At 60.6% G+C, this 19,851-nt stretch carries 18 protein-coding genes; 1 reads left to right on the top strand and 17 read right to left on the bottom strand.

Annotated elements, in window-relative coordinates; all coding sequences use genetic code 11:
* Window positions 1–2: 2 nt before the first annotated feature.
* The 10 genes from ACQK2G_RS21900 to tsaB form a co-directional block, all read right to left on the bottom strand.
* A complete protein-coding gene (locus ACQK2G_RS21900) occupies window positions 3–917 on the bottom strand; it encodes a hemolysin family protein (RefSeq protein ID WP_425407166.1) in 915 nt (304 codons plus the stop codon).
* On the bottom strand, window positions 917–1,483 hold the full coding sequence (ybeY, locus tag ACQK2G_RS21905) for an rRNA maturation RNase YbeY (RefSeq protein WP_425407167.1): 567 nt from the start codon (window positions 1,481–1,483) through the stop codon (window positions 917–919). The genes ACQK2G_RS21900 and ybeY overlap by 1 nt, the downstream gene beginning before the upstream one ends.
* Before the next feature lie 3 nt (window positions 1,484–1,486).
* Window positions 1,487–2,446, bottom strand: a complete 960-nt coding sequence (locus ACQK2G_RS21910) for a PhoH family protein (protein ID WP_425407687.1) — start codon at window positions 2,444–2,446, stop codon at window positions 1,487–1,489.
* 38 nt (window positions 2,447–2,484) lie between these two features.
* Window positions 2,485–3,906: a tRNA (N6-isopentenyl adenosine(37)-C2)-methylthiotransferase MiaB gene (gene miaB, locus ACQK2G_RS21915; protein WP_425407168.1), complete on the bottom strand. Its 1,422-nt coding sequence runs from the start codon at window positions 3,904–3,906 to the stop codon at window positions 2,485–2,487.
* Between the two features lie 198 nt (window positions 3,907–4,104).
* Window positions 4,105–5,064, bottom strand: coding sequence for a lysophospholipid acyltransferase family protein (locus ACQK2G_RS21920; RefSeq protein ID WP_425407169.1), 960 nt, complete (start codon window positions 5,062–5,064; stop codon window positions 4,105–4,107).
* Between the two features lie 37 nt (window positions 5,065–5,101).
* A complete protein-coding gene (locus ACQK2G_RS21925; RefSeq protein ID WP_425407170.1) occupies window positions 5,102–5,944 on the bottom strand; it encodes a GNAT family N-acetyltransferase in 843 nt (280 codons plus the stop codon).
* A gap of 245 nt (window positions 5,945–6,189) precedes the next feature.
* Window positions 6,190–6,627 carry a Fur family transcriptional regulator gene (locus tag ACQK2G_RS21930; protein WP_425407171.1) on the bottom strand — a complete coding sequence of 146 codons (438 nt, stop codon included), beginning with the start codon at window positions 6,625–6,627 and terminating at the stop codon, window positions 6,190–6,192.
* Between the two features lie 219 nt (window positions 6,628–6,846).
* The gene (locus ACQK2G_RS21935) at window positions 6,847–7,272 is read right to left on the bottom strand and encodes a MucR family transcriptional regulator (protein WP_425407172.1); all 426 of its coding nucleotides are present in this window, start codon (window positions 7,270–7,272) and stop codon (window positions 6,847–6,849) included.
* A 296-nt stretch (window positions 7,273–7,568) separates the two neighbouring features.
* On the bottom strand, window positions 7,569–8,042 hold the full coding sequence (gene rimI, locus ACQK2G_RS21940; protein ID WP_425407173.1) for a ribosomal protein S18-alanine N-acetyltransferase: 474 nt from the start codon (window positions 8,040–8,042) through the stop codon (window positions 7,569–7,571).
* Window positions 8,032–8,775, bottom strand: coding sequence for a tRNA (adenosine(37)-N6)-threonylcarbamoyltransferase complex dimerization subunit type 1 TsaB (gene tsaB, locus ACQK2G_RS21945; protein ID WP_425407174.1), 744 nt, complete (start codon window positions 8,773–8,775; stop codon window positions 8,032–8,034). The genes rimI and tsaB overlap by 11 nt, the downstream gene beginning before the upstream one ends.
* 283 nt (window positions 8,776–9,058) lie before the next feature.
* Here tsaB and ACQK2G_RS21950 point away from each other — a divergent pair, with 283 nt between their 5' ends.
* On the top strand, window positions 9,059–10,075 hold the full coding sequence (locus ACQK2G_RS21950) for a polysaccharide deacetylase family protein (protein WP_425407175.1): 1,017 nt from the start codon (window positions 9,059–9,061) through the stop codon (window positions 10,073–10,075).
* A 116-nt stretch (window positions 10,076–10,191) separates the two neighbouring features.
* Here the strand turns inward: ACQK2G_RS21950 and ACQK2G_RS21955 are convergent, their stop codons facing one another.
* The 7 genes from ACQK2G_RS21955 to ACQK2G_RS21985 form a co-directional block, all read right to left on the bottom strand.
* The gene (locus ACQK2G_RS21955) at window positions 10,192–11,175 is read right to left on the bottom strand and encodes a glucosaminidase domain-containing protein (protein ID WP_425407176.1); all 984 of its coding nucleotides are present in this window, start codon (window positions 11,173–11,175) and stop codon (window positions 10,192–10,194) included.
* Window positions 11,176–11,509: 334 nt separating this feature from the next.
* On the bottom strand, window positions 11,510–12,067 hold the full coding sequence (locus ACQK2G_RS21960; RefSeq protein ID WP_425407177.1) for a NifU family protein: 558 nt from the start codon (window positions 12,065–12,067) through the stop codon (window positions 11,510–11,512).
* A 191-nt stretch (window positions 12,068–12,258) separates the two neighbouring features.
* Complete coding sequence (locus ACQK2G_RS21965; RefSeq protein ID WP_425407178.1) at window positions 12,259–12,786, bottom strand: universal stress protein; 528 nt, start codon at window positions 12,784–12,786, stop codon at window positions 12,259–12,261.
* A gap of 171 nt (window positions 12,787–12,957) precedes the next feature.
* The gene (locus tag ACQK2G_RS21970; protein WP_425407179.1) at window positions 12,958–13,920 is read right to left on the bottom strand and encodes a DUF2333 family protein; all 963 of its coding nucleotides are present in this window, start codon (window positions 13,918–13,920) and stop codon (window positions 12,958–12,960) included.
* Window positions 13,921–14,011: 91 nt separating this feature from the next.
* Window positions 14,012–15,031, bottom strand: coding sequence for a tryptophan--tRNA ligase (gene trpS, locus ACQK2G_RS21975; RefSeq protein ID WP_425407180.1), 1,020 nt, complete (start codon window positions 15,029–15,031; stop codon window positions 14,012–14,014).
* A gap of 251 nt (window positions 15,032–15,282) precedes the next feature.
* Window positions 15,283–16,833 (bottom strand): murein biosynthesis integral membrane protein MurJ, encoded by a 1,551-nt coding sequence (gene murJ, locus ACQK2G_RS21980; RefSeq protein ID WP_425407181.1) that lies wholly within the window; start codon window positions 16,831–16,833, stop codon window positions 15,283–15,285.
* 116 nt (window positions 16,834–16,949) lie between these two features.
* Window positions 16,950–19,847 (bottom strand): [protein-PII] uridylyltransferase, encoded by a 2,898-nt coding sequence (locus tag ACQK2G_RS21985; RefSeq protein ID WP_425407182.1) that lies wholly within the window; start codon window positions 19,845–19,847, stop codon window positions 16,950–16,952.
* Window positions 19,848–19,851 lie beyond the last annotated feature (4 nt).

The following is a 19,851-nucleotide window of genomic DNA, read 5'->3' on the forward strand; positions in this document are numbered from 1 at the left end:
TGTCAGCCCTGTGCCTGGGCTGGTTCAGGCAGATTCCGAAGCTTTAACCGCTTGATGCGCCGGGGATCGGCGTCCAGCACCTCGAACTCGACCCCGCTGGCGTCGTGCTGGATCAGTTCGCCCCGTGTCGGGACCCGCCCGGCCAGGGTGAAGACAAGGCCGCCAAGCGTGTCGATATCTTCGTCCCGTTCCTCTTCGTCGAGGATCGGTCCGAATTTTTCCTCCAGCGTCTCGATCGGGGTGCGCGCATCCGCCAGGATCGTGCCGTCATCGGCGTTCTCGATCTGCGGGCCGGCGACGATATCGTGCTCGTCCTCGATTTCCCCGACGATTTCCTCGACCAGGTCCTCAATGGTCACAAGCCCGTCGATTCCGCCGAACTCGTCGACGACCAAAGCCATGTGGCGGCGCTGCTGCCGCATCTGCAGCAGCAGGTCCAGAACCCTCATCGACGGCGCGACGATCAGGGTCTGGCGCATGATATCGCGCAGGGAGAGGTCCGATTTTTCCTGCTCGTCCGGCGATTTCGCCAAATGGGCCAGCACATCCTTGATATGGACCATGCCCAGAATGTCGTCCAAGGCCTCCCGGTATACCGGGTACCGAGAATGCGGGTGGGTCACGACGTGCTGGACCAGTTCCTGCAGCGGCGTGTTCACCTCGAACCCAATGATATCCGCCCGCGGCACCATGACGTCATAGGCGGTCATCTCGCCGAATTTCAGGATATTCGCGATCAAGGCCCGTTCGTCGGAGGCAATCGGCGTTTCCCGCTCCTCGCTCTCCTCGATCAATTCCTCGAAGGCGTCGCGCAAATGGGAATCGCCGCCCCGCCCGATCAGGCTGCGGAGCAGGCCGAAAAGGCCGGATCGTTTGCCGTTTTCCCCGGTTTCCGCCGTTTGAATGTCTTCAGCCATTATGAGCGCTCCCTCGATGGGCGGTCAGGAACGCCGTCAACCGTCACCATTTCTTCCTCTGTGTCGTCTTCCAGGGCATCGGTTCCGGCATAGGGGTCGGGCACGCCGAGCCCCGCCAGGATCCGTGTTTCCGTCGCTTCCATTTCCTCGGCTTCCGCCGTCTCCAGATGGTCGTAGCCAAGAAGGTGCAGCACACCATGCACCACGAGATGCCGTAGATGGTCATTCAAGGGCTTGCCGTCCAGGTCGGCTTCCCGCTCCAGCGTCTCGCGCGCCAGTGCGATATCACCCAGGAAGTCAGGCTCTCCCGGGACGACCGGCATGTCGGACGGGAAGGACAGCACGTTGGTGGCGCTGTCCTTGCCGCGCCAGTCGCGATTCAGCCCCTGGACCGTCGTATCGTCGGTCAACAGGACGCTCAAGGCGTAGCTAGACGGAGGTTCCTCGTCTTCATCCGCGAGATCCGCCCCGGCGATTGCTGCTTCCGCGGCAGCGCGCACGATGGTCTCGTCGTCGGCGGCCCAACCGCCGTTACGGGTGAAATCGATATCGAGCTTGATGGTCATAATCTATGTTTCGGTGGGCGGCATGGCCTTGTCGCGGGCATCGTAGGCTTTGACGATGCGGGAGACCAGCGGATGGCGGACGACGTCCTGCTCACTGAAGCGAACGGCTGAAATACCCTTCACGCCTTCCAGGGTGTCGATCGCATCGGCCAAACCGGACCGTTGTCCGCGCGGCAGGTCGATCTGGCTCAGATCGCCCGTGATGACCATCCGGCTGTTCTCGCCCAGGCGGGTCAGGAACATTTTCATCTGTACCGGCGTGGTGTTCTGCGCCTCGTCCAGCAGAATGAAGGCGTTCTTCAAGGTGCGGCCGCGCATGAAGGCGAGCGGCGCGACTTCGATCTCACCGTTTTCCAGCTTGCGGGTGACCTGATCCGCGGGAAGGTTTTCGTAAAGCGCGTCGTAAATCGGACGCATATAGGGGTCGACCTTTTCCTTCATGTCGCCGGGCAGGAAACCCAGCCGTTCGCCCGCCTCGACCGCCGGCCGGGACAGCACGATGCGATCGATCTGGCCGCTGACCAGCATGGATACCGCGGCGCAGACGGCCAGATAGGTCTTACCCGTCCCCGCCGGGCCGATGCCGAAGACCAACTCGTCCTGCAGCATGGCTTCCATGTAACTGGCCTGCAGTGGCGATCGCGCCTTGATCTGGCGGCGCTTGGTGCGCAAGACCGGTTCGCTTTCACCGAACAGGTCGGTCGGGGTTCCGGCCATCCGGACTGCCGCGTCCACGTCGCCCGGTTCCAGCTCCTCGCCGTCCTTCAGGCGCTGATAAAGGCGGTGCAGAGCGACCCTGGCGATATCCGTCGCGTCTTCCGGCCCCTCGATGGTGACTTGATTGCCCCTGTTGATGAGCTGAACGCCCAGGGATTGTTCTATCCGTACCAGGTGTTTGTCGTGTTCCCCGAACAGAAGGGGAAGCAGGCGATTGTCGTCGAACTGGATCAAAGTGGGCGCCATAGCGGGGCGGGAACCTTTGGAAAGCGACGAAATCTGGTTCAAGCGGATATCCTTTCCTGGCCGGAGTTGGGTCTATGGGAAGCGCTGTTTTCAGATAAGGGGCCGGCATCGCCGGGAGGCGCCGCGAACAGGCTGTGTCCGGACAAGCCGGTGATCTCGCAGTCGATGACGGTTCCGATCATGGCCGCATGGCGGCTGACCGGTATGTTCAGATGAACGGGTTGCAGGAACGGGGAGCGGCCGACGAGCTGATCCTCGTGCCGACCGGGCTTTTCGAGCAGCACCGGCAAGGTCTTGCCGACCATGGACGCATTGAAAGCCTCTTGCTGACTATCCAGCAACTGTTGCAGGGCGATCAACCGTTCCGACTTCACTGTTTCGTCTACTTGCTCTCTCATGGATGCAGCGGGTGTTCCCGGACGCTCAGAGTACTTGAAAGAGAACGCCCCTGCATAGCCGATATCGGTTACAAGTTTAAGAGTATCGGCAAAATCCTGATCTGATTCGCCGGGATATCCGACTATAAAATCACTGGTCAGCGCCAAATCCGGACGGGCGGCGCGCAGCCGGTCGACAATGCGGCGGTATTCATCGGCCGTGTGCTTGCGGTTCATCGCATCCAGAATGCGGTCGGACCCGCTCTGTACCGGCAAATGCAGGTAGGGCATCAGCTTTTCCACCTCGCCATGGGCGGCGATCAGTGCGTCATCGACGTCGCGCGGATGACTGGTCGTGTAGCGGATGCGTTCCAGTCCATCGATTTCGGCCAGTTCCCGGCATAGCCGGCCCAGGCCCCATTCCCGCCCATCGGCGCCTTCGCCGTGATAGGCGTTAACGTTCTGGCCCAATAGGGTGACTTCGCGCACCCCGTCCGCCACCAGGCGGCGGGCTTCCTGCAGTACGGTCGTCGCCGGACGGGAGAATTCCGCCCCGCGGGTATAAGGAACGACACAGAAGGTGCAGAACTTGTCGCAGCCTTCCTGGATGGTCAGGAAGGAGGTCACCTCGCCCTTGCGAACGCGCTCTTCCGGCAAATGATCGAACTTGTCCTCGGCCGGGAAGTCGGTATCCAGGATCTTCTCGCCCGCTGCCCGTTTCGCCTTCGAAATCATTTCCGGCAGCCGATGATAGGTCTGCGGACCGAAGACCATGTCGACCTGGGGCGCGCGGGCCATGATCTCGTCCCCCTCGGCCTGGGCGACACATCCGGCGACGGCGATGATCATCCGTCCGCCGGTTTCGGATTTTTCCTGCTGCGGCGCTTTCAGGCGACCAAGGTCGGAATAGACTTTTTCAGCGGCCTTCTCGCGGATGTGGCAGGTGTTCAGGATAACCAGATCGGCGTCGTCCGGTCTGTCTGACAGCCCATAACCGAGCGGCGCCAGGACATCGGCCATGCGCTCGGAATCGTAAACGTTCATCTGGCAGCCATAGGTCTTGATATACAGCTTTTTCGTCACACCAACCGTCCCGGCCAGCCCTTGCATATCAACCGGGCGGCTTCCGTTATCGGATTATCCATAAACTTATCACCCCAATATGGGGCGCGCAGGGAATAACACCAAGAAAACCGCGCTATCAAGCGGACTCCGTCACGGTCGGTGCTTTTGCTTGGCCGGGTGCCGCTCCGGAATCGGCCCCGAGGGCGGACCCGGCGATCACGCGGTTTGAGAATTGATCGGCAGATCGAAGCCGTCGCAGCGCAGGCGTCGGACGCGGACAGTACGGTCCAGGCGGCCGCTCAAGGCGTTCGAAAGTCCGTCCGAAACGACGTTTTCGCAATGCTGCGCCAGCGCCTTGCGGGATCCGAAGTCTTCCAGCCGCACCGGTTCGTGGAAGATCACGTCCACGCCGATCGTGCCCATGCCAAGCGCGCGCCAAAGATGCGGGGCCAGTTCCATGTCTCCGTACCAGGCGTAGAAAGGCCGCAACATCCGTCCCATCGGCATGCCGTCGAAACGAGTATAGGCGATGGAGATCGGCTGCACTTCCACATGTCCGTGATCCAGCTCGATATTGGCGGCGTCGAACAGCGCGCTCTTGAAGCGCAGGGCGCGGTTGCCGTCGGAACTGGTGCCTTCCGGAAACAGGATCAGGCTGTCGCCCTTCACCAGCCGATCACGCAGGACCTCACGCTGGTCGGCGGCGCGGGTGGCCTTGCGCTCGACGAAGACCGTGCGTTGCAGGCGGGCGAGATAACCGAAGATCGGCCAGCCATTGACCTCCTGCTTGGCGACGAAACACGCATCAAGCAGCGATCCGAGGATGGAGATATCCAGATAGGAGACGTGATTGGCGACAAACAGGACCGGGCGGTCGGAAACTGGCGTGCCGTGCACGGTCGGCGTCACACCGGCGATACGGCAGGAATCCGTGTGCCAGCGGCGAATAATCGGTTTCGGAAAGCCGATTTGCCGAATGGCGCGATAGGGGCTGCAGGCCAGAAGGACGACCATCCAGAACAGCAGGGCGACGATCCGGCTGATCGCCAGCACGGGGCTCGCCTTGGCCGGCCAGGCCCTGACATTGTCCAGGACCGGGTCGCGTTCCGATTGGACCTCGGCCCGGTTCTGCCGGACTGCCATCCGCTTCGTCACTGACTGGTTCGCAGTTGTCATCGATTTCAGCCGCTGCAGCGTTTACCCTGTTGGGCGGTCATCCGTCCCCGGTATGACGCGCATAATGTTTGAAGTAACGACCGGTGACCTGGTCGGTTTTCACGATGACGCAAACATCCGTCGTGTTGAATTGCGGGTCGATCACGGCGCCATCGCCGACGAAACCGCCCAACCGCAAATAACCCTTCACCAGCGGCGGCACCGCGAGCAGCCCCGCCTTCCGGTCCACCGCGTCGATCGGCAGGACGTTCATGTCCACATAACGGTCCGGCAGAGCTTTCGGGCAAAGCTCCGGCGGCGCCTTGTGATAGTGGTACAGATAGGACAGCGGCAGCGCCAAGGTCTCGACATCGGTGCCCGGCAGGCTGGCGCAACCGAACATGATTTCGATATCGTAATGGAAGACGTAGGCCGCAATGCCGCGCCACAGCAGTTCCATGACCCGGCGCGTGCGATAGCGTTCGTCGACACAGGACCGGCCCAGTTCCAGTATTTCACAGGGCAGGCTTGTGATCGGCGAAATGTCATATTCGTCGATGGAATAGAACCGACCATGCCGCTCGGCCTGTTCCCGGCGCATCAACCGATAGGTACCGACGACGCTTTCGGGGCCCGAGCCCAGATCGTGATCAACGACCTGGAGATGGTCTGCGACGGCGTCGAATTCGTCGAAGTCGCGCAACGCGGCCGCCATTTCCGCTGAGGGCTTGGCGCTCATTTCCTCGTAGAAAATGCGATACCGCAGCGCTTGGGAGGCGAGGATATCCGCTTCGGTGGAACCGATTCTGATTTCCAAGGACCCATTGGTGAGCGCCGCAAGGCTGGAGGCGAGATCAATCTGCTCGCCTTCGATATGCGCGTGGAACGCAGCGGACTTCATATCTTCACTTTTCACAGGCTCAATCTATCATGTTAGTTGTTTAAGGCTGCATTGTTACGGCTTGGCGACAAGGATGCGACCGTTTCGTGTCGCCTGCCATGATTCAGCGATAAAACCCGTACATGGGCCCGAAGCGGCCCCACGTGACGGATAGTCGATCCGTTCTTCCGCACCGCTTGCACCGCAACACCCCCGCGTTGCAATGTCAGTATAGGTGGTCAGGCCACCGCGCGCCCGCAAGGGCCCTATTTCTTGCTCGGCTTGTCCAGCCTGACGCCATAAAGCTCCAGTCGGTGGTCGACGAGACGGTATCCCAACTCCTTCGCAACCACCTGCTGCAGCTTTTCAATCTGTTCGTTGGTGAATTCGATCACTTCGCCTGAATCGATATCGATCAGATGATCGTGATGATCCTCCGCCACTTCCTCGTAACGGGAGCGGCCGTCGCCGAAATCATGCCGTGTCAGAATACCCGACTCTTCAAACAGCCGAACCGTGCGGTAGACGGTCGCGATGCTGATCCGCTCATCCAGCGCACTGGCGCGTTGGTGCAGTAGTTCGACATCCGGGTGATCGTCGGATTCCGCGATAACCTGCGCGATCACGCGCCGCTGGCCCGTCATTTTCAGGCCCTTGTCGACGCAGAGCTGCTCGATGCGGTTCAACTCGTCCGAAGTACTCATATACCACCCTGTCGCCGGTTTGACCCGGCTGCCCCCATGCCTGCGCGCAGCCTTATTTTCGTGGCGCTCATTTTCGGGCGCTACGCCCTATTCGTCCAGTCCCTAATGCTTGTCCGGCCGCCCGCAGGTGCAGAAAATCCGGCTTACCCGGCGGCTTTCCAGAAGCAGCAGCCGGGCGAAGGCCGGATAACGGTTCCCGATGCGCGTTCGCGCCGGCGGTCAAAGCCCGGCGCGTGGACGTGTCCCCAAGCCGATCTTTTTGGCCAACCGGCTGCGCTGCTTGGCGTAGTTCGGCGCGACCATCGGATAGTCCGGCGGCAGATTCCAGCGTTCCCGATACTCCTCGGGCGTCATGTCATAGGCGGTCTTCAGATGCCGTTTCAGCATCTTCAGTTTTTTGCCGTCTTCCAGGCAGATGATGTAATCCGGCGTGATGGACTTTTTGACCGGGATCGCGGGTGACGGACGTCCGTCGCCGCCCATTTCCTCTCCGCCGACCTGATTCAACGATGTATAGACCTGTTCAATCAAACCCGGCAGATCATTGACGCTGACCGTGTTGTTCGAGACATGCGCCGCGACGATCCGCGACGTCAGTTCCAACATGTCTACCGAACCGGCACTCTGTTCCCCATAGTCCGACATAGTCGATTAATCCTCATTAACGCCGCCAAGACCAAAGGCGACTAACGTTGTGTCCCCAACTGCGTTGTCCCGGGCTTTTTGTTTATCGACCAACCAAACATGCCGGTTTTGTCCGCCGCCGGCTTTTCTTAAGTAAAGGGCCATATTACGGCGGTTTTGAAGGTATTATCCCAACAATAAATTGGTCATCCCAAGTACATTGCCAGGGGACTGTAGCAACAATTCTAGAGAGTCTTCAAGAAAAGCTGGACGCTTCATGCGAGTCCCACAAATCGACCGGGTATTCCTGTACCGGATCAAGTCAAATCGCGCCGTAGAATCAGGGCGTCAATGAAAGCGCCCCCCCGTCTTTTGTAGTAATTCCGCCGTAATCCGACTCTTTCGAACCCTGCGGCTTCGTAAAGCGCGATAGCGGCCTGATTATCCGCGGCAACTTCCAGGAAAATTTTTTCGGCACCTTTGGACCGGGCGAGCAGCAATAAAAAGTTGATTAATGCCTTGCCGGCGCCTCGTTGCCGGTACGAAGTCGAGACACCGATGGAAAGGATCTCGGCCTCGTCTGCGGCGGATGACGCTATGAGGTAGCCGACGGGCCGCATGCCGTCGGATTCCCGGCCTTCCGCCAGAAGTCCCCAGGCGGAAGGCGGCTTCAACAGATCCGAGATGGCGGCAACACCATAGGGCTCGTCGAAGGCGTCTTCGAACAGGCGGCCCATGGCGTCGATATCGGCCGCGGTGGCAGGCCGTACGACCGGTGTGTCAGTTTCCATGGTCCGATGGCCCGGAATGTTGTGCCCGCGCCGGGCCGAGCGGCGAAACGGCGGGTTTAAGGTTCACGTCGGGCGGGCGCAGATAGAGCGGCTTAGGGCCTGGATCAGAGGGGCCGGGGAGTCCATCCCGAGCGGCACGGGTCATCGCGATGCGCCCCGCCGTCACTGCGCTGTTACCCACGACGGTTGCCGCATTGTGTAGAGGAAAGCCGGCTTTCTCCGCTTCCGCCACGAGCCTGGCGGCGCCGTCGCCGGTCACGGGCCATCCGTCCGGCCCGACCCCGGCCGCAGGCAGATAGGTACCGATATCCGCGGCAAGCAAGGCTGCCGGTTCCGTCAGGGCGTCGCCGCTCAGGTCGAAGGCTTGCAGGTAGAAATCCGACCGTTTCGTTTCCAACGCCACAAGGACCGGACTTTGGCTTCGAAACGACGCTGCGGCGACTTCCAAGCAATTCACGCCCAGGATCGGCAGATCCGCGGCCAGCGCAAACCCGCGCGCGGCGGCCAAGCCGATACGGATGCCCGTGAAGGCACCGGGCCCGACGGTGACGGCGACCGCATCCAACGCGTCCGCCTCCATTGCCGCAGCGGCAAGGCAGTCCGCCAGCATCGGCGCGATTCTCTCGGCATGCCCGCGCATCATTGGCTCGGACAGTGAGGCCAGGTCGCGATCGTCGTCGAGTATGGCGGCCGCACAGGCGTTGGCGGCACAATCCAGAACCAGCAGGCGCATTTGTTTCCGTAGGCTTCTTTCGTTGTTGGAATTCCGCCGGGACAGCCGCCGTCCGGCGGGCGGACAGTGACCGATCGGCCCTAGCCAGACAAGATGCGGGCGAGTGCGATCTGCAGAATTAGCTGCAAATGCGGGATGAAATGACGGTCAAATGTCAGGATTCACTTGACTGAAAACCGATAATTGCCCTTCCCTCCGTTTCATGGAGAGGGTCATTTTTTACTTTGAGCAGACTTGCCGCCGCATTTCCCGGCCATGGCGAGCCCGGGGCCGGCTTGCCTGTATGCTTGCCATACTTGCTGGATTTCTTGCCGCGACGCCGAGTGTCGCATTGTCTCCCGCCTGGGCGGCAAATTCAGGCGTTGTGATCATGTATCACCGGTTTGGTGAGGCTGCCTTTCCGTCAACGAGCGTTTCGGTCGAGCAGTTGGACGAACATATCCGCGAACTGCAGTCGGGCAGCTACACGGTGATGCCGCTGGCCGAGATGATCGACGCCCTTCGCGCCGGAACACCGTTACCGGACCGGGCCGTCGCGATCACGATCGATGACGCTTATCGCTCGGTTTACGATGTCGCCTGGCCGAAATTCAGGGAGGCCGGGCTGCCTTTCACTGTTTTCGTATCGACCGGCGGTGTGGATAGCGGTGCGCCCGGGATCATGACCTGGGATCATCTCAGGGAAATGCAGAAAGGCGGGGCCGCGATCGAGGCGCATACGGTCAGCCATTTGCATATGGTCGACGCGGATATCGAGGAAAATCGAAACGAGGTCATGGAATCGACCCTGCGGATCGCGAGCGAGATCGGCGTCAAACCGCGATTCTTCGCTTATCCGTATGGTGAGGCGAGCGACGCGGTGAAAGGCGTCGTTTCCGCGGCGGGGTTCGACGTGGCCTTCGGGCAGCAATCCGGGCCGCTCTATCCTCAAGCGGACATGCTGTATCTGCCGCGGTTCCCGATCAATATGTCCTTCGGCGGCGCGGATCGGTTCCGGCAGGTGATCAACACGCTTCCGCTGGCCTTGACCGATGTGCTGCCCGCCAACCCGACATTGGAAAAGAATCCACCCAATTTCGGCTTCACCTTGCCGGCGAAACGAGGCGAAGCGGATGGCATTGCCTGCTACCATTCCTCTTTCGGCCGTCTGACGGAAATGGAAAAGCTGGGCGACAGCCGGATCGAAATCCGATTCGCCGAGCCGTTTCCGGAAGGGCGCAATCGGATCAACTGCACGGCTCCCGGGCCGAATGGCAGATGGCGCTGGTTTGGCATGCAGTATTACGTGGCGGCACCGTGACCGGCGCGTGGCGCTCTGGCTTGATACGGAAATGAAAATGGGGGCGGACGCCCCCATTTCCTATTCAGCCCCATTTTCCAATCGGACGGTCGGTGTACCCTCCGTACTTTGACTGGTCAGGCGCGCGGGCCAACCCGCGGCCGGGTCTCCGCAAGGCGTGCACGGTCGAAATGGGTCAGTTTGTTGACCCGGATGATGCTCTGCACCAGACCGACATATTCCTGGCCCTTTTCCGAGTAGGAATCGAGCGTGCCTGCGAGGATCATGCTGTCGAGCGGTTTCTGCTGCGTGCGCAATTTCTCCCGCGCCAAGCGCAAGCCCTTGTAGGCGCGGTGGGTGTTCAGATTGCGGAGGTAGGACGCGACACTATCGATCGGCGCGTGGAAGGCGCGGATCTTATGCGTCTTTCCCTCTTCCCGATCCTTCGGAACGATGCCTTCGAACTGGTCCGTGGTCCATTGACCGAACAGGGCATTGCCCTTGCGGGCGAAACGGGATGTACCCCAACCGCTTTCGATCGCCGCCTGGGCGAGCGCCAGAGACGGCGGAACCACGTCCATGCGCCGCAGCAGGGTTTGGAAATCGCCGAACTCGGTCTTGTATTCCTTGAAGCGATCGGTGAGCCAGGCCTGTTCCCGATCGGAAAGGGTGGCGCCCGCTTCGACACGGTCCTGCATCGACAGTGCCCGCGCCCGGTCTGTGCGAATCGATTCATTGATTACCAGAACCATCGGCAGCACCATCCGTACGAAGGTGGCCTTCTTTCGGTCCACTTGCTCGATGGTCGCCATGTCCTTCGGGATTGCGTCCGGCAGCACTCGCGGCACCACCGTTTCACCGGCCCGGATCTTGGACAGGTCGTAACCGATGCTGTCGAACCGCGCGATCAGCCGATCGACCGTTGCCGCGGCGACATCCACCGGGGCTTTCGGCAATGACGGCGGCGTTACCCGAACAACGGCCACTGCTTGAGGTTTTGCGACCTTGGTCTGAAGGCCTTCCGGCGGATTCAGGACCAAAATGGCGGCCAGTACCGCGCCAGAGGCAATCATGTACCATGACGCCCGGCCCGACATGGCCGATTTGAAGATATCTTTCATACCACCCTCGCCTACTCTCTTAGACAGACCGTTCGCCGTTTTTGTGGCGAAATTGCGGTCCTGGACGCTCCACCAGTCGGCTCCTCTTCCGACAGGCCCCTCCGGGCGTCCCCTATTTTCAGTACCTGACCGCGACCACTCCCCAGTTTGCCGCGGGTACTCGGGAAGCCGCCTGTGGCTCGGCGTCCCGTGATGGCCCCGGCTCGAAAGCCAGAGGGCGCAACTCATCAATGTTTTTGCCAGGGTCTTGGTTGCGGGCGTTCTCGCCGGGCAACTGCTGGAATATGTCTCGATTCGCTTTCTGCGAATGGCCCGATCAGGGCACAGCGGCGCTTTAAACGGCCGCCCGGACTTCCGACACTTCCGGAATGTAGTGTCGGAGCATATTCTCAATCCCCATCTTAAGCGTCGCCGTGCTGCTGGGACAACCCGCGCACGCGCCACGCATCGTCAAGTAAACAACGCCCTGTTCGAACCCGTGGAAGACGATGTCGCCGCCATCTTGAGCAACGGCGGGACGGACACGGGTGTCCAACAGTTCTTTGATCTGGCGGACAATCTCATTGTCCTCTTGATCAAAAACAGGTTCCGGCGCAGCGGCTGTTTCGTACAAGACGGGCCGGCCGGCCGTGAAGTGTTCCATGATCGTGCCGAGAACGGCGGGCTTCAGTTCATACCACTCGACCGTATCGGCCTTGGTGATCGTGATGAAGTCGTTGCCGAAAAACACAGCGCGCACGCCGTCGACCTGAAACAGACGCTCGGCCAAGGGGGATTCACCATCGGCGGCCTCGGCCGTGGCGTAATCCAGGGTCCCCTCTTCCATCACCTGCTTTCCAGGGATGAATTTCAGGGTCGCCGGATTCGGTGTTTGTTCGGTTTGGATAAACATTACCTAAAATCCCACCTATCTCTCGAAAGGGAAGATGGTTTAGGAATCGTTAAGGTTCAACCCCTGTTCTGTTGCGGATGGGCGACACAAGACCTGTGACAGCCTGTGGATAACCGCCAAAGACTACTATTTTACCACATTTGAGTCTTGCCGCAGGCCGCTGCTTCAAGGGCGGGACATGGCCGGTGGGGTCAGGTAATCGCGTCCAACTCGTCATCGGACAGGCAGCCGGGAACGATGGTGATCGGTATCCGAAGGTTGCTCAGTTCCTTGCCGGTCAAATGGCTGACGACGGGCCCCGGGCCCTCCGAACTGGTGCTCGCGGCCAGGACGAGAATCGAAATCGTCTTGTCTTCCTTGAGGACCGCGGCGACCTGTTGCGCCTCGTCACCTTCACGCACGATCAGGATGGCCGGCTCACCGGTCGAGCGATTGACCTCGGCGGCATATTTCTGAAGCAAGGCCTCGCCCTGTTCGCGGCTTTCTTCCCGCATCAAGGTCTCGACGCCCAGCCAATGGACGAACTCGGTCGGTTGAACCACATGCAGCAAGGCAACGCGGCCGCCGGTCTTCTTCGCGCGCTTGCAGGCGAATTTAAGGGCGACGGGCATTTCTTCCGATTCGTCGACAACGACGAGGAAGACCCGCTCCGGTCCCGGTGCCCCATTGCCGCCGCCCGATGACGGGCGGCCTGCGTTATCGCTGTCCATCTGGGTCATGCGACCCTTCCTTGCCCCATTCACGAACTTCCATTCCAGCGCATTTTACGCCGCCGAAAGTTTCTCATGTCAGGATTAATTTACCAGCGCAGGGAAACTGCGCAATGGAAAGTGGATTGCGCGCGCCGGCCGGTCGATATCGGGCGCGCGGCGGACGCGCGGTGCCTCATCCTATTTCAGCAGGACGTTGATGATTTCCTTCAATTGGGTGCGCGACCGCAGAAGATAGAAGCCTTGCGCCGACAAATGGCTCGGCAGGATCAAGCCGTCCGGGCTTCCGTTAATGACGATAAGCGGGTCCATCGTTGCCGCGGCGTTGAGCGATGCCAGCATCTGGGCCCAAAGCGAGGCAACTTCCTTTTCCGCGATGATGTTCTGGAAGTCCGCCTGCAGGGAGGTCAACAGCATGTAGTAGCCGTAGAGCCGCCCCTTGTTGTGATAGAAGACGTCGTCCGCATAGATCGAGAAGGCGGAATATTCTTCCAGCGCATCGCCGATCGCGGCGGAAGCCGAGCCGAGGTCCGCCGAGAATCGATCCAGCGTTGCCAGAAGATTGTCTGCGCGGCGCTCGAATACCGCATTTCCTTCCGAAAGGCGCAGGTTATAGGCCCGCAAGGCCTTGGCGGCATTGCGGTACTGTTCCGCCGAACTGCGCTGCGGCAGCAGCGATTCCGAAACATTGTAGTACCAGACATCCGGCGCGTATTTCAGGAAACCGGTTGCCGCTTCCAGGTCGGAATCGGCGGCGCTGGATCCACGCACGCGGCCGATCTGGTCGGTCAATTCAATGGTGAATCGCGAAAGCGCGTCACGGATGCCGGTTTGGAAGTTCGGCATGTTGTCCAGGGCGGCGGACGGCATGAAGAACGGGGCCATCGGCGTCCAGGGGTGATCGCGCGTCTCCCGCTCGATCAGGCGGACCGTCATGGCAACCGCTTCCGATCCTCCCTGCGGCGCGTCGGCGATCATGGTGGTGTCGTCGTCGATCCGGTGCACCATCAGCATGCCGATCGGGTAATACAGCAATGCCAGGACGACGATCGCCGCCAGGGTTCCCAGGGTCAAACGCGCCGTACGGCCTTCCGGCCGGGGCAGCGCGCGCAGGCGTTCGCCAAGAGCTAATCTATCCATCATGACCTGACTTACGTGAGGGTTCGACACGTCACTTGCAATACCAACGCTGATTTACGCCGGTATTGCACAGTGTGACATGCGATGGGCCACCCTACTGGATGAAGCCGATGATTTCCCGCACTTCCCGCAGGATCGGGTTGGTGATGGCGCGCGCCCGTTCGGCCCCTTCACACAGGATCCGATCGATCTCGGCGACATCCTGCAGCAGCCGCTGCATCTCCTCCCCGATCGGGCCCAGCACCGAAACCGCGACATCCGACAGGATCGGCTTGAATTCGGAAAACTGCTTGCCGCCCACTTCCTCCAAGGCCGCATCGACCTCCATGCCGCGAAGCGCGGCATAAATGTTAACCAGATTCTGAGCCTCCGGACGGCCTTCCAGGCCCGCCTTCTCGCTGGGCAGGGCATCTGGATCGGTCTTCGCCTTGCGGATCTTCTGCGCGATCGCGTCCGGTCCGTCGGTCATGTTGATGCGGCTCATATCCGACGGGTCGGATTTCGACATTTTCTTGGTGCCGTCGCGCAGGGACATGACCCGGGTGGCCGCACCCAGGATCAAGGGTTCGGTCAGCGGGAAGAAATCCGGCTTTTCCCAATCGTTGTTGAACTTGGCGGCAATGTCGCGGGCCAGTTCCAGATGTTGTTTCTGGTCCTCGCCGACGGGGACGTGGGTCGCCTTGTAGGCCAGGATATCGGCCGCCATCAGGTTCGGGTATACAAACAGGCCCGTGGAAGCGTTCTCCCGGTTCTTGCCGGCTTTCTCCTTGAACTGGGTCATCCGGCTCAACCAACCCATGCGCGCGACGCAGTTGAAGACCCAAGCCAGTTCGGCGTGATCCTGGTTCTGCGACTGGTTGAACAGGATGTGTTTTTTCGGATCGATGCCGCAGGCGAGCAGGCCGGCTGCAACCTCTCGCGTATTCCGGCTCAATTCCTTCGGGTCCTGGAAGATCGTGATCGCGTGCATATCGACCAGGCAGTAAATGCATTCGAAATCATCCTGGAGGGCGGCCCAGTTCCGGATCGCGCCCAGATAATTGCCGAGGGTCAGGTTCCCCGTCGGCTGAATACCGGAAAAGATCCGATTTTCCACATTGGTCGCGGTGGTCATGGTCAAAACGCTCCATTTGGTCGCGGTGCGCCGGCGAACCGGGCTGTCCGAAACACGATTCCTTAATTGTTGATCGAAGGCCGGGATATGAAAACGGCCCGAACGGGCCGTCTCTGGCTCTCCCGCGGGGTTATGCGGCGCGCGGCCAAGACGGTCAAGCAAGACGGTCAAGCAAGACGGTCAAGATGGACGGGCGGTCGGGAGGGACCGACGGCCGGAACAACCCGCGCCGGGTCCGGACGCAGCCGGCCCTAGCGGCGACGGCGCAACTGCCGGGCGACCTCACGCAGATCGGTACCGCCGGTAAGCTGGGCCAATCCGAAGAACAGCACGACGCCGGTCAGGATCAATCCACCCAGGGCGGCGAATTTCCGCCCGAAGCCGGCCAGGAACCAGTCCCTGAAATGGTCCGCCCCGGCCCACAGGGCTAAGGCCATGACGATGGCGGCGAAAAGGATGCGCGGGACCGACCTGGCCAATCGCTTGTCCGGCTGAAAGTGTCCGTCCCGGTGCAGCAGGAAGGCGAGGAAGCCGGCATTGGCCCAGGCGGAGATCGCGGTTGCCAGGGCAATACCGGTATGGGCCAGGATCTGCATCAAAATGACCGCCAGGATCAGATTCAGGATGACCGCACCGGTTGCGATCTTCACCGGTGTCTTCGTGTCTTCGCGGGCAAAGAAACCGGGGGTCAGGGCCTTGATCAGCACATAGGCCGGCAGACCGATGGCGAAGGCGCGCAAGGCATCCGCCGTGGCCAAGGCCGATTCCGCACTGAAGGCCCCGCGTTCGAAAAGCGTCGAAACAATGGGCCAGGGAATGGCGATAAGGGCCGTCGCCGCAGGCAGTGTCAGCAGCAGGGTCACCTCGATGGCGCGGTTCATACTGTACATCGCCGCGGAATGCTGTCCGGCGCGCAACTGCCGCGACAGCAGCGGCAGCAGGGCGACGCCCACAGCGACGCCCACCACGCCCAGCGGCAACTGATTCACACGGTCGGCGTAGTAGAGAAAGGAGACGGATCCCTGGCGCAATAGGGTCGCCAGAAGGTCACCCACCATGACGTTGATCTGAACGACGCCCGCGCCGAGTATCCCAGGCGCCATCAGCAGCAACAGCCGTTTCACGCCCGGGGTCAGGCGGGGCAGGGGCAGGGGAACCATGATATCCGCCTTGTGACAGGCATGGGCCAGCATGGCGAATTGCAGGGCCCCGGCGATCGCGACGGCGACCGCCAGCGCATGGCCCGGCAGGGTCAGGACGTGGATATGGATCAGGATCAGTGTGGTGATGAAGACGAGGTTGAGGATGACCGGCGCGGCGGCGGCGGCCGCGAATTTGCCGACCGAGTTCAGCATGCCCGACATCATCGCCGACAGCACCATGAACAGCAGATAGGGAAAGGTTATCCTGGCCAATTCAACAGTCAGGTCGAATTTCTCCGGCTCGTCGAGAAATCCTGCGGCCTGGATGGTCATTATCCAGGGCATGGCCGCCATCGCGATGACGGTAAGGACCAGGGTCCAGGCGGTAAGCACGGCGGCGACATCGGCCGCGAAAGCGTCCGCGGCCTGCTTTCCTTCACCTTCCAGGCGCCGTGCGTAGAGCGGCACGAAGGCGGCGTTCATGGCCCCTTCGCCCAGCAGACGCCGGAAAAGGTTTGGGAATTTGAAGGCGATGAAGAAGGCGTCCGCGATCATCCCGGCGCCCAGGATCTGGGCGATCAGGACATCCCGGACGAAACCCAGGACACGGCTGGTCATGGTCCAGCCGCCGACGGTCGCGATGGAACGGACGAGTTGCATAACCGGTCTCTTTACGGGATTCCCGAATTCTAAAGAAGATCAAAGGGCACAAAGAAGGCGAAAGTATGGGCGAGGCCTGGGCGCTCGCGCTTCGACTGGATTTGCCCGGACCGGCCCTATTCCGCGGCGGCACTCGGGGCGGATTTTACGACGGATTTTGAGCTGGTTTTGGACGCGGTTTTTGATGCCGGTTTGCCCGCGGCTTTGGTTGGGGATTGCGCGGTAGTTTTGGTGCCGGATTTCGGTGCTTCCATGTCACCGACCATTCCGCCGGGACCGGCGATTTCCAAAACGTCCAACAAACCCTGGCGGATCTCCTTCAATTTTGTCTCATGCGTGATCTTCATGCCGAAGACGTCCTTGACGTAGAAGACGTCAACGACCTGTTCGCCATAGGTGGAGATCTTCGCGGAGGTAATCTGTATCCCCATGCGGAACAGTGCCGTCGTCAGTCGGTAGACCAGCGCGGGGCGGTCGCGGCCGTTGACCTCGATCACCGTATGGGTGTTGGACGCCTTGTTGTCGATCAGCACGCGTGGGGCGACATAGAAGATTTCCATGCGGCTGGGGATATGGGAGGCCTTGCGGTCCAACTCCTCAAGCGGACGGACCCGGCCGGAGAGAACCTGTTCGACCATCACCGACAGCCGTGCAAGCTTGGACGACGATTTGAACGCGCCGCCGCCGGCTGCATCCTGCACGGTGAAGACATCGAGAGCCGTACCGTCCTTGAATGTGGCAATGCGGGCGTCGACGATGCTGGCGCCGCAAACGGCCAAGGCCCCGGACAGACGGGCGAAAAGGCCGGGATGGTCCTCGGTGAAGATGGTGATTTCGGTTGCGTCCCGGGACGACAGCACCTGGATGTCCAGGGCCAGGGTCTGCTGCCGCAATTCCGCCTCCCGGATCACGTCGGAATGGCGCAGCAACAGTTCCGCGTCGAAGGCCAGCAGGTACCCGTCAGGCAGTCGGTCGATATGCCGCTCGCGCTCATGCTCCGGCCAGTGGTCGAGCAGTTGCACCAGCCTATCACGGGCCGCCGTAACACGTTTGGCGCGGCCCAGGCCGTCCAGGCCTTCGGTCATGAAATCGAATGCGCGGTAATACATGTCACGCAACAGGCTGGATTTCCAGTTGTTCCAGACGTTCGGCCCGACAGCCCGGATGTCGACGACGGTCAGACACAGCAACAGTCGCAGGCGTTCTGGCGATTGCACCAGATCGACGAAATCGATCACCGTTTTCGGGTCGTCGATGTCGCGTTTGAAAGCGGTGTTCGACATGGCGAGGTGATGAAGCACCAGCCAAGCGACCGTTTCCGTTTGCTCATCAGACAATCCAAGGCGTGGGCAAAGGCTCCTTGCAACCTCAGCGCCGAGTTCCGAGTGGTCGCCGCCGCGACCCTTGGCAATGTCGTGCAGAAAGACCGCCACGTAGAGAACTTCACGCGACAGGATGGTCGGCATCAGTTTCGTCGCGAGGGGATGATCCTCGGCCAATTCGCCGTTCTCAATACGGTTGAGAATGCCGATGGCGCGAATGGTGTGCTCGTCGGTCGTGTAGACATGATACATGTCGTATTGCATCTGCGCGACGACGCGCCCGAAATCGGGAATGAACTTACCGAACAGTCCGCACTCGTTCATGTGCCGAAGGGTGCCCTCCGGATTTATCTTGGAGGTCAGGATATCCATGAAGATGGCGTTCGCCGCCGGGTCTTCACGAAACTTCTTGTTCACATATTTCAGATTTCGGGTAATGGATTTCAGGGCGTCCGGATGGATCGACATCCTGTTTTCGTGCGCGACCTTGAATATGCGGAGCATATCGACCGGTGTTTTCCGGAAATGCCCCCGGGTCAATTCGTTCAGCCGCCCGCTTTCATTCGCGAACCCGGCAACCTCGCTGGCGCTGAGCAGTTTGGACAGGCTGAAAAGCGGTTTCTTCTGATGCTGCGCTTCGAAGGCGGCGCAGAAGATACGGGTCAGATCGCCGACATCCTTGGCGATCAGGAAATAGTGTTTCATGAAACGTTCGACGCCACTGGTCCCGGCATGGTCGGTGTATCCCATGCGGCGCGCCAGTTCCGGTTGGACGTCGAAGGTCAGCCTCTCTTCCGGCCGGTCGGTCAGGTAATGAAGATGGCAACGCAGTGTCCACAGATACTGCTGCGCCTTGGCGAAGCGGGTCGCTTCCGCCTTGGTCAGGATCTTCTGGTTCACCAGTTCCGAAATGTCGCCGACATGGTAGAGATACTTCGCCGCCCAATAGAGCGTGTGAAGATCGCGTAGTCCGCCCTTGCCGTCCTTTATGTTCGGCTCCAGCACATAGCGGCTGTCGCCCATGCGCTCGTGCCGTGCGTCGCGCTCGGCCAGTTTCGCTTCCAGGAAGGCAAAGCCTGTTCCGGCCTGGACATCCTTCTTGAAGGCTTTCTGAAACGCGGCAAAAAGGTTCTTTTCACCCCAGACATAACGCGCCTCGAGCATCGCCGTCTTGATGGTGACATCCGCCTTCGCCTGGCGCATGCACTCATCCACCGACCGGGTCGCATGGCCGACCTTCAGTCCCACATCCCATAATGTGTAAAGGACTTCCTCGACCACCTGTTCGACGCGGGGGGATATCTTATACTCGTGCACGAACAGAAGATCGATATCCGAATAGGGAGCCAGCTCGCCACGGCCATATCCGCCGACGGCAAGAATGCAAAGCTTTTCCGCGTTCGTAGGATTGGCTGTCGGATACATATGCGTCGACGCCGTGTCATGGATGACGCGGATCAACTGGTCGATCAGATAGGCATAGGACAGGACCGCCTTCGCCCCGTCGTGGCTCTCGAAGAAACGGCGCTGGACCTCGGCCTGGCCTTTGGCGAGCGCATCCTTGTACAAGGCGAGCAATTTCGGCTTGCGGGCGGATTCCTTCAGCCCCTCGGCGAACAAAGTCTCCACCGCCTGCGCCAGGGCGCGACGGTCGATCAATTGCCGGCGTTTTTCAATTCCCGTGATATCCATGCAG

Origin of the sequence: Hwanghaeella sp., assembly GCF_965227365.1 — a bacterium.
GTDB lineage: Bacteria > Pseudomonadota > Alphaproteobacteria > UBA8366 > Aestuariispiraceae > Hwanghaeella.

Excerpts from the sequence above, each read along its gene's own strand:
- ACQK2G_RS21955 (WP_425407176.1), bottom strand. The coding sequence starts at position 11,175 with ATGAAAGATATCTTCAAATCGGCCATGTCGGGCCGGGCGTCATGGTAC.
- ACQK2G_RS21925 (WP_425407170.1), bottom strand. The coding sequence starts at position 5,944 with ATGAAGTCCGCTGCGTTCCACGCGCATATCGAAGGCGAGCAGATTGAT.
- ACQK2G_RS21920 (WP_425407169.1), bottom strand. The coding sequence starts at position 5,064 with ATGACAACTGCGAACCAGTCAGTGACGAAGCGGATGGCAGTCCGGCAG.
- trpS (WP_425407180.1), bottom strand. The coding sequence starts at position 15,031 with ATGACCACCGCGACCAATGTGGAAAATCGGATCTTTTCCGGTATTCAG.
- ACQK2G_RS21930 (WP_425407171.1), bottom strand. The coding sequence starts at position 6,627 with ATGAGTACTTCGGACGAGTTGAACCGCATCGAGCAGCTCTGCGTCGAC.
- ybeY (WP_425407167.1), bottom strand. The coding sequence starts at position 1,483 with ATGACCATCAAGCTCGATATCGATTTCACCCGTAACGGCGGTTGGGCC.
- ACQK2G_RS21900 (WP_425407166.1), bottom strand. The coding sequence starts at position 917 with ATGGCTGAAGACATTCAAACGGCGGAAACCGGGGAAAACGGCAAACGA.
- ACQK2G_RS21910 (WP_425407687.1), bottom strand. The coding sequence starts at position 2,446 with ATGGCGCCCACTTTGATCCAGTTCGACGACAATCGCCTGCTTCCCCTT.
- ACQK2G_RS21985 (WP_425407182.1), bottom strand. The coding sequence starts at position 19,847 with ATGGATATCACGGGAATTGAAAAACGCCGGCAATTGATCGACCGTCGC.
- ACQK2G_RS21960 (WP_425407177.1), bottom strand. The coding sequence starts at position 12,067 with ATGTTTATCCAAACCGAACAAACACCGAATCCGGCGACCCTGAAATTC.
- ACQK2G_RS21970 (WP_425407179.1), bottom strand. The coding sequence starts at position 13,920 with ATGATGGATAGATTAGCTCTTGGCGAACGCCTGCGCGCGCTGCCCCGG.
- tsaB (WP_425407174.1), bottom strand. The coding sequence starts at position 8,775 with ATGCGCCTGCTGGTTCTGGATTGTGCCGCCAACGCCTGTGCGGCCGCC.
- rimI (WP_425407173.1), bottom strand. The coding sequence starts at position 8,042 with ATGGAAACTGACACACCGGTCGTACGGCCTGCCACCGCGGCCGATATC.
- ACQK2G_RS21935 (WP_425407172.1), bottom strand. The coding sequence starts at position 7,272 with ATGTCGGACTATGGGGAACAGAGTGCCGGTTCGGTAGACATGTTGGAA.
- ACQK2G_RS21965 (WP_425407178.1), bottom strand. The coding sequence starts at position 12,786 with ATGACCCAGATGGACAGCGATAACGCAGGCCGCCCGTCATCGGGCGGC.
- ACQK2G_RS21950 (WP_425407175.1), top strand. The coding sequence starts at position 9,059 with ATGCTTGCCATACTTGCTGGATTTCTTGCCGCGACGCCGAGTGTCGCA.
- murJ (WP_425407181.1), bottom strand. The coding sequence starts at position 16,833 with ATGCAACTCGTCCGTTCCATCGCGACCGTCGGCGGCTGGACCATGACC.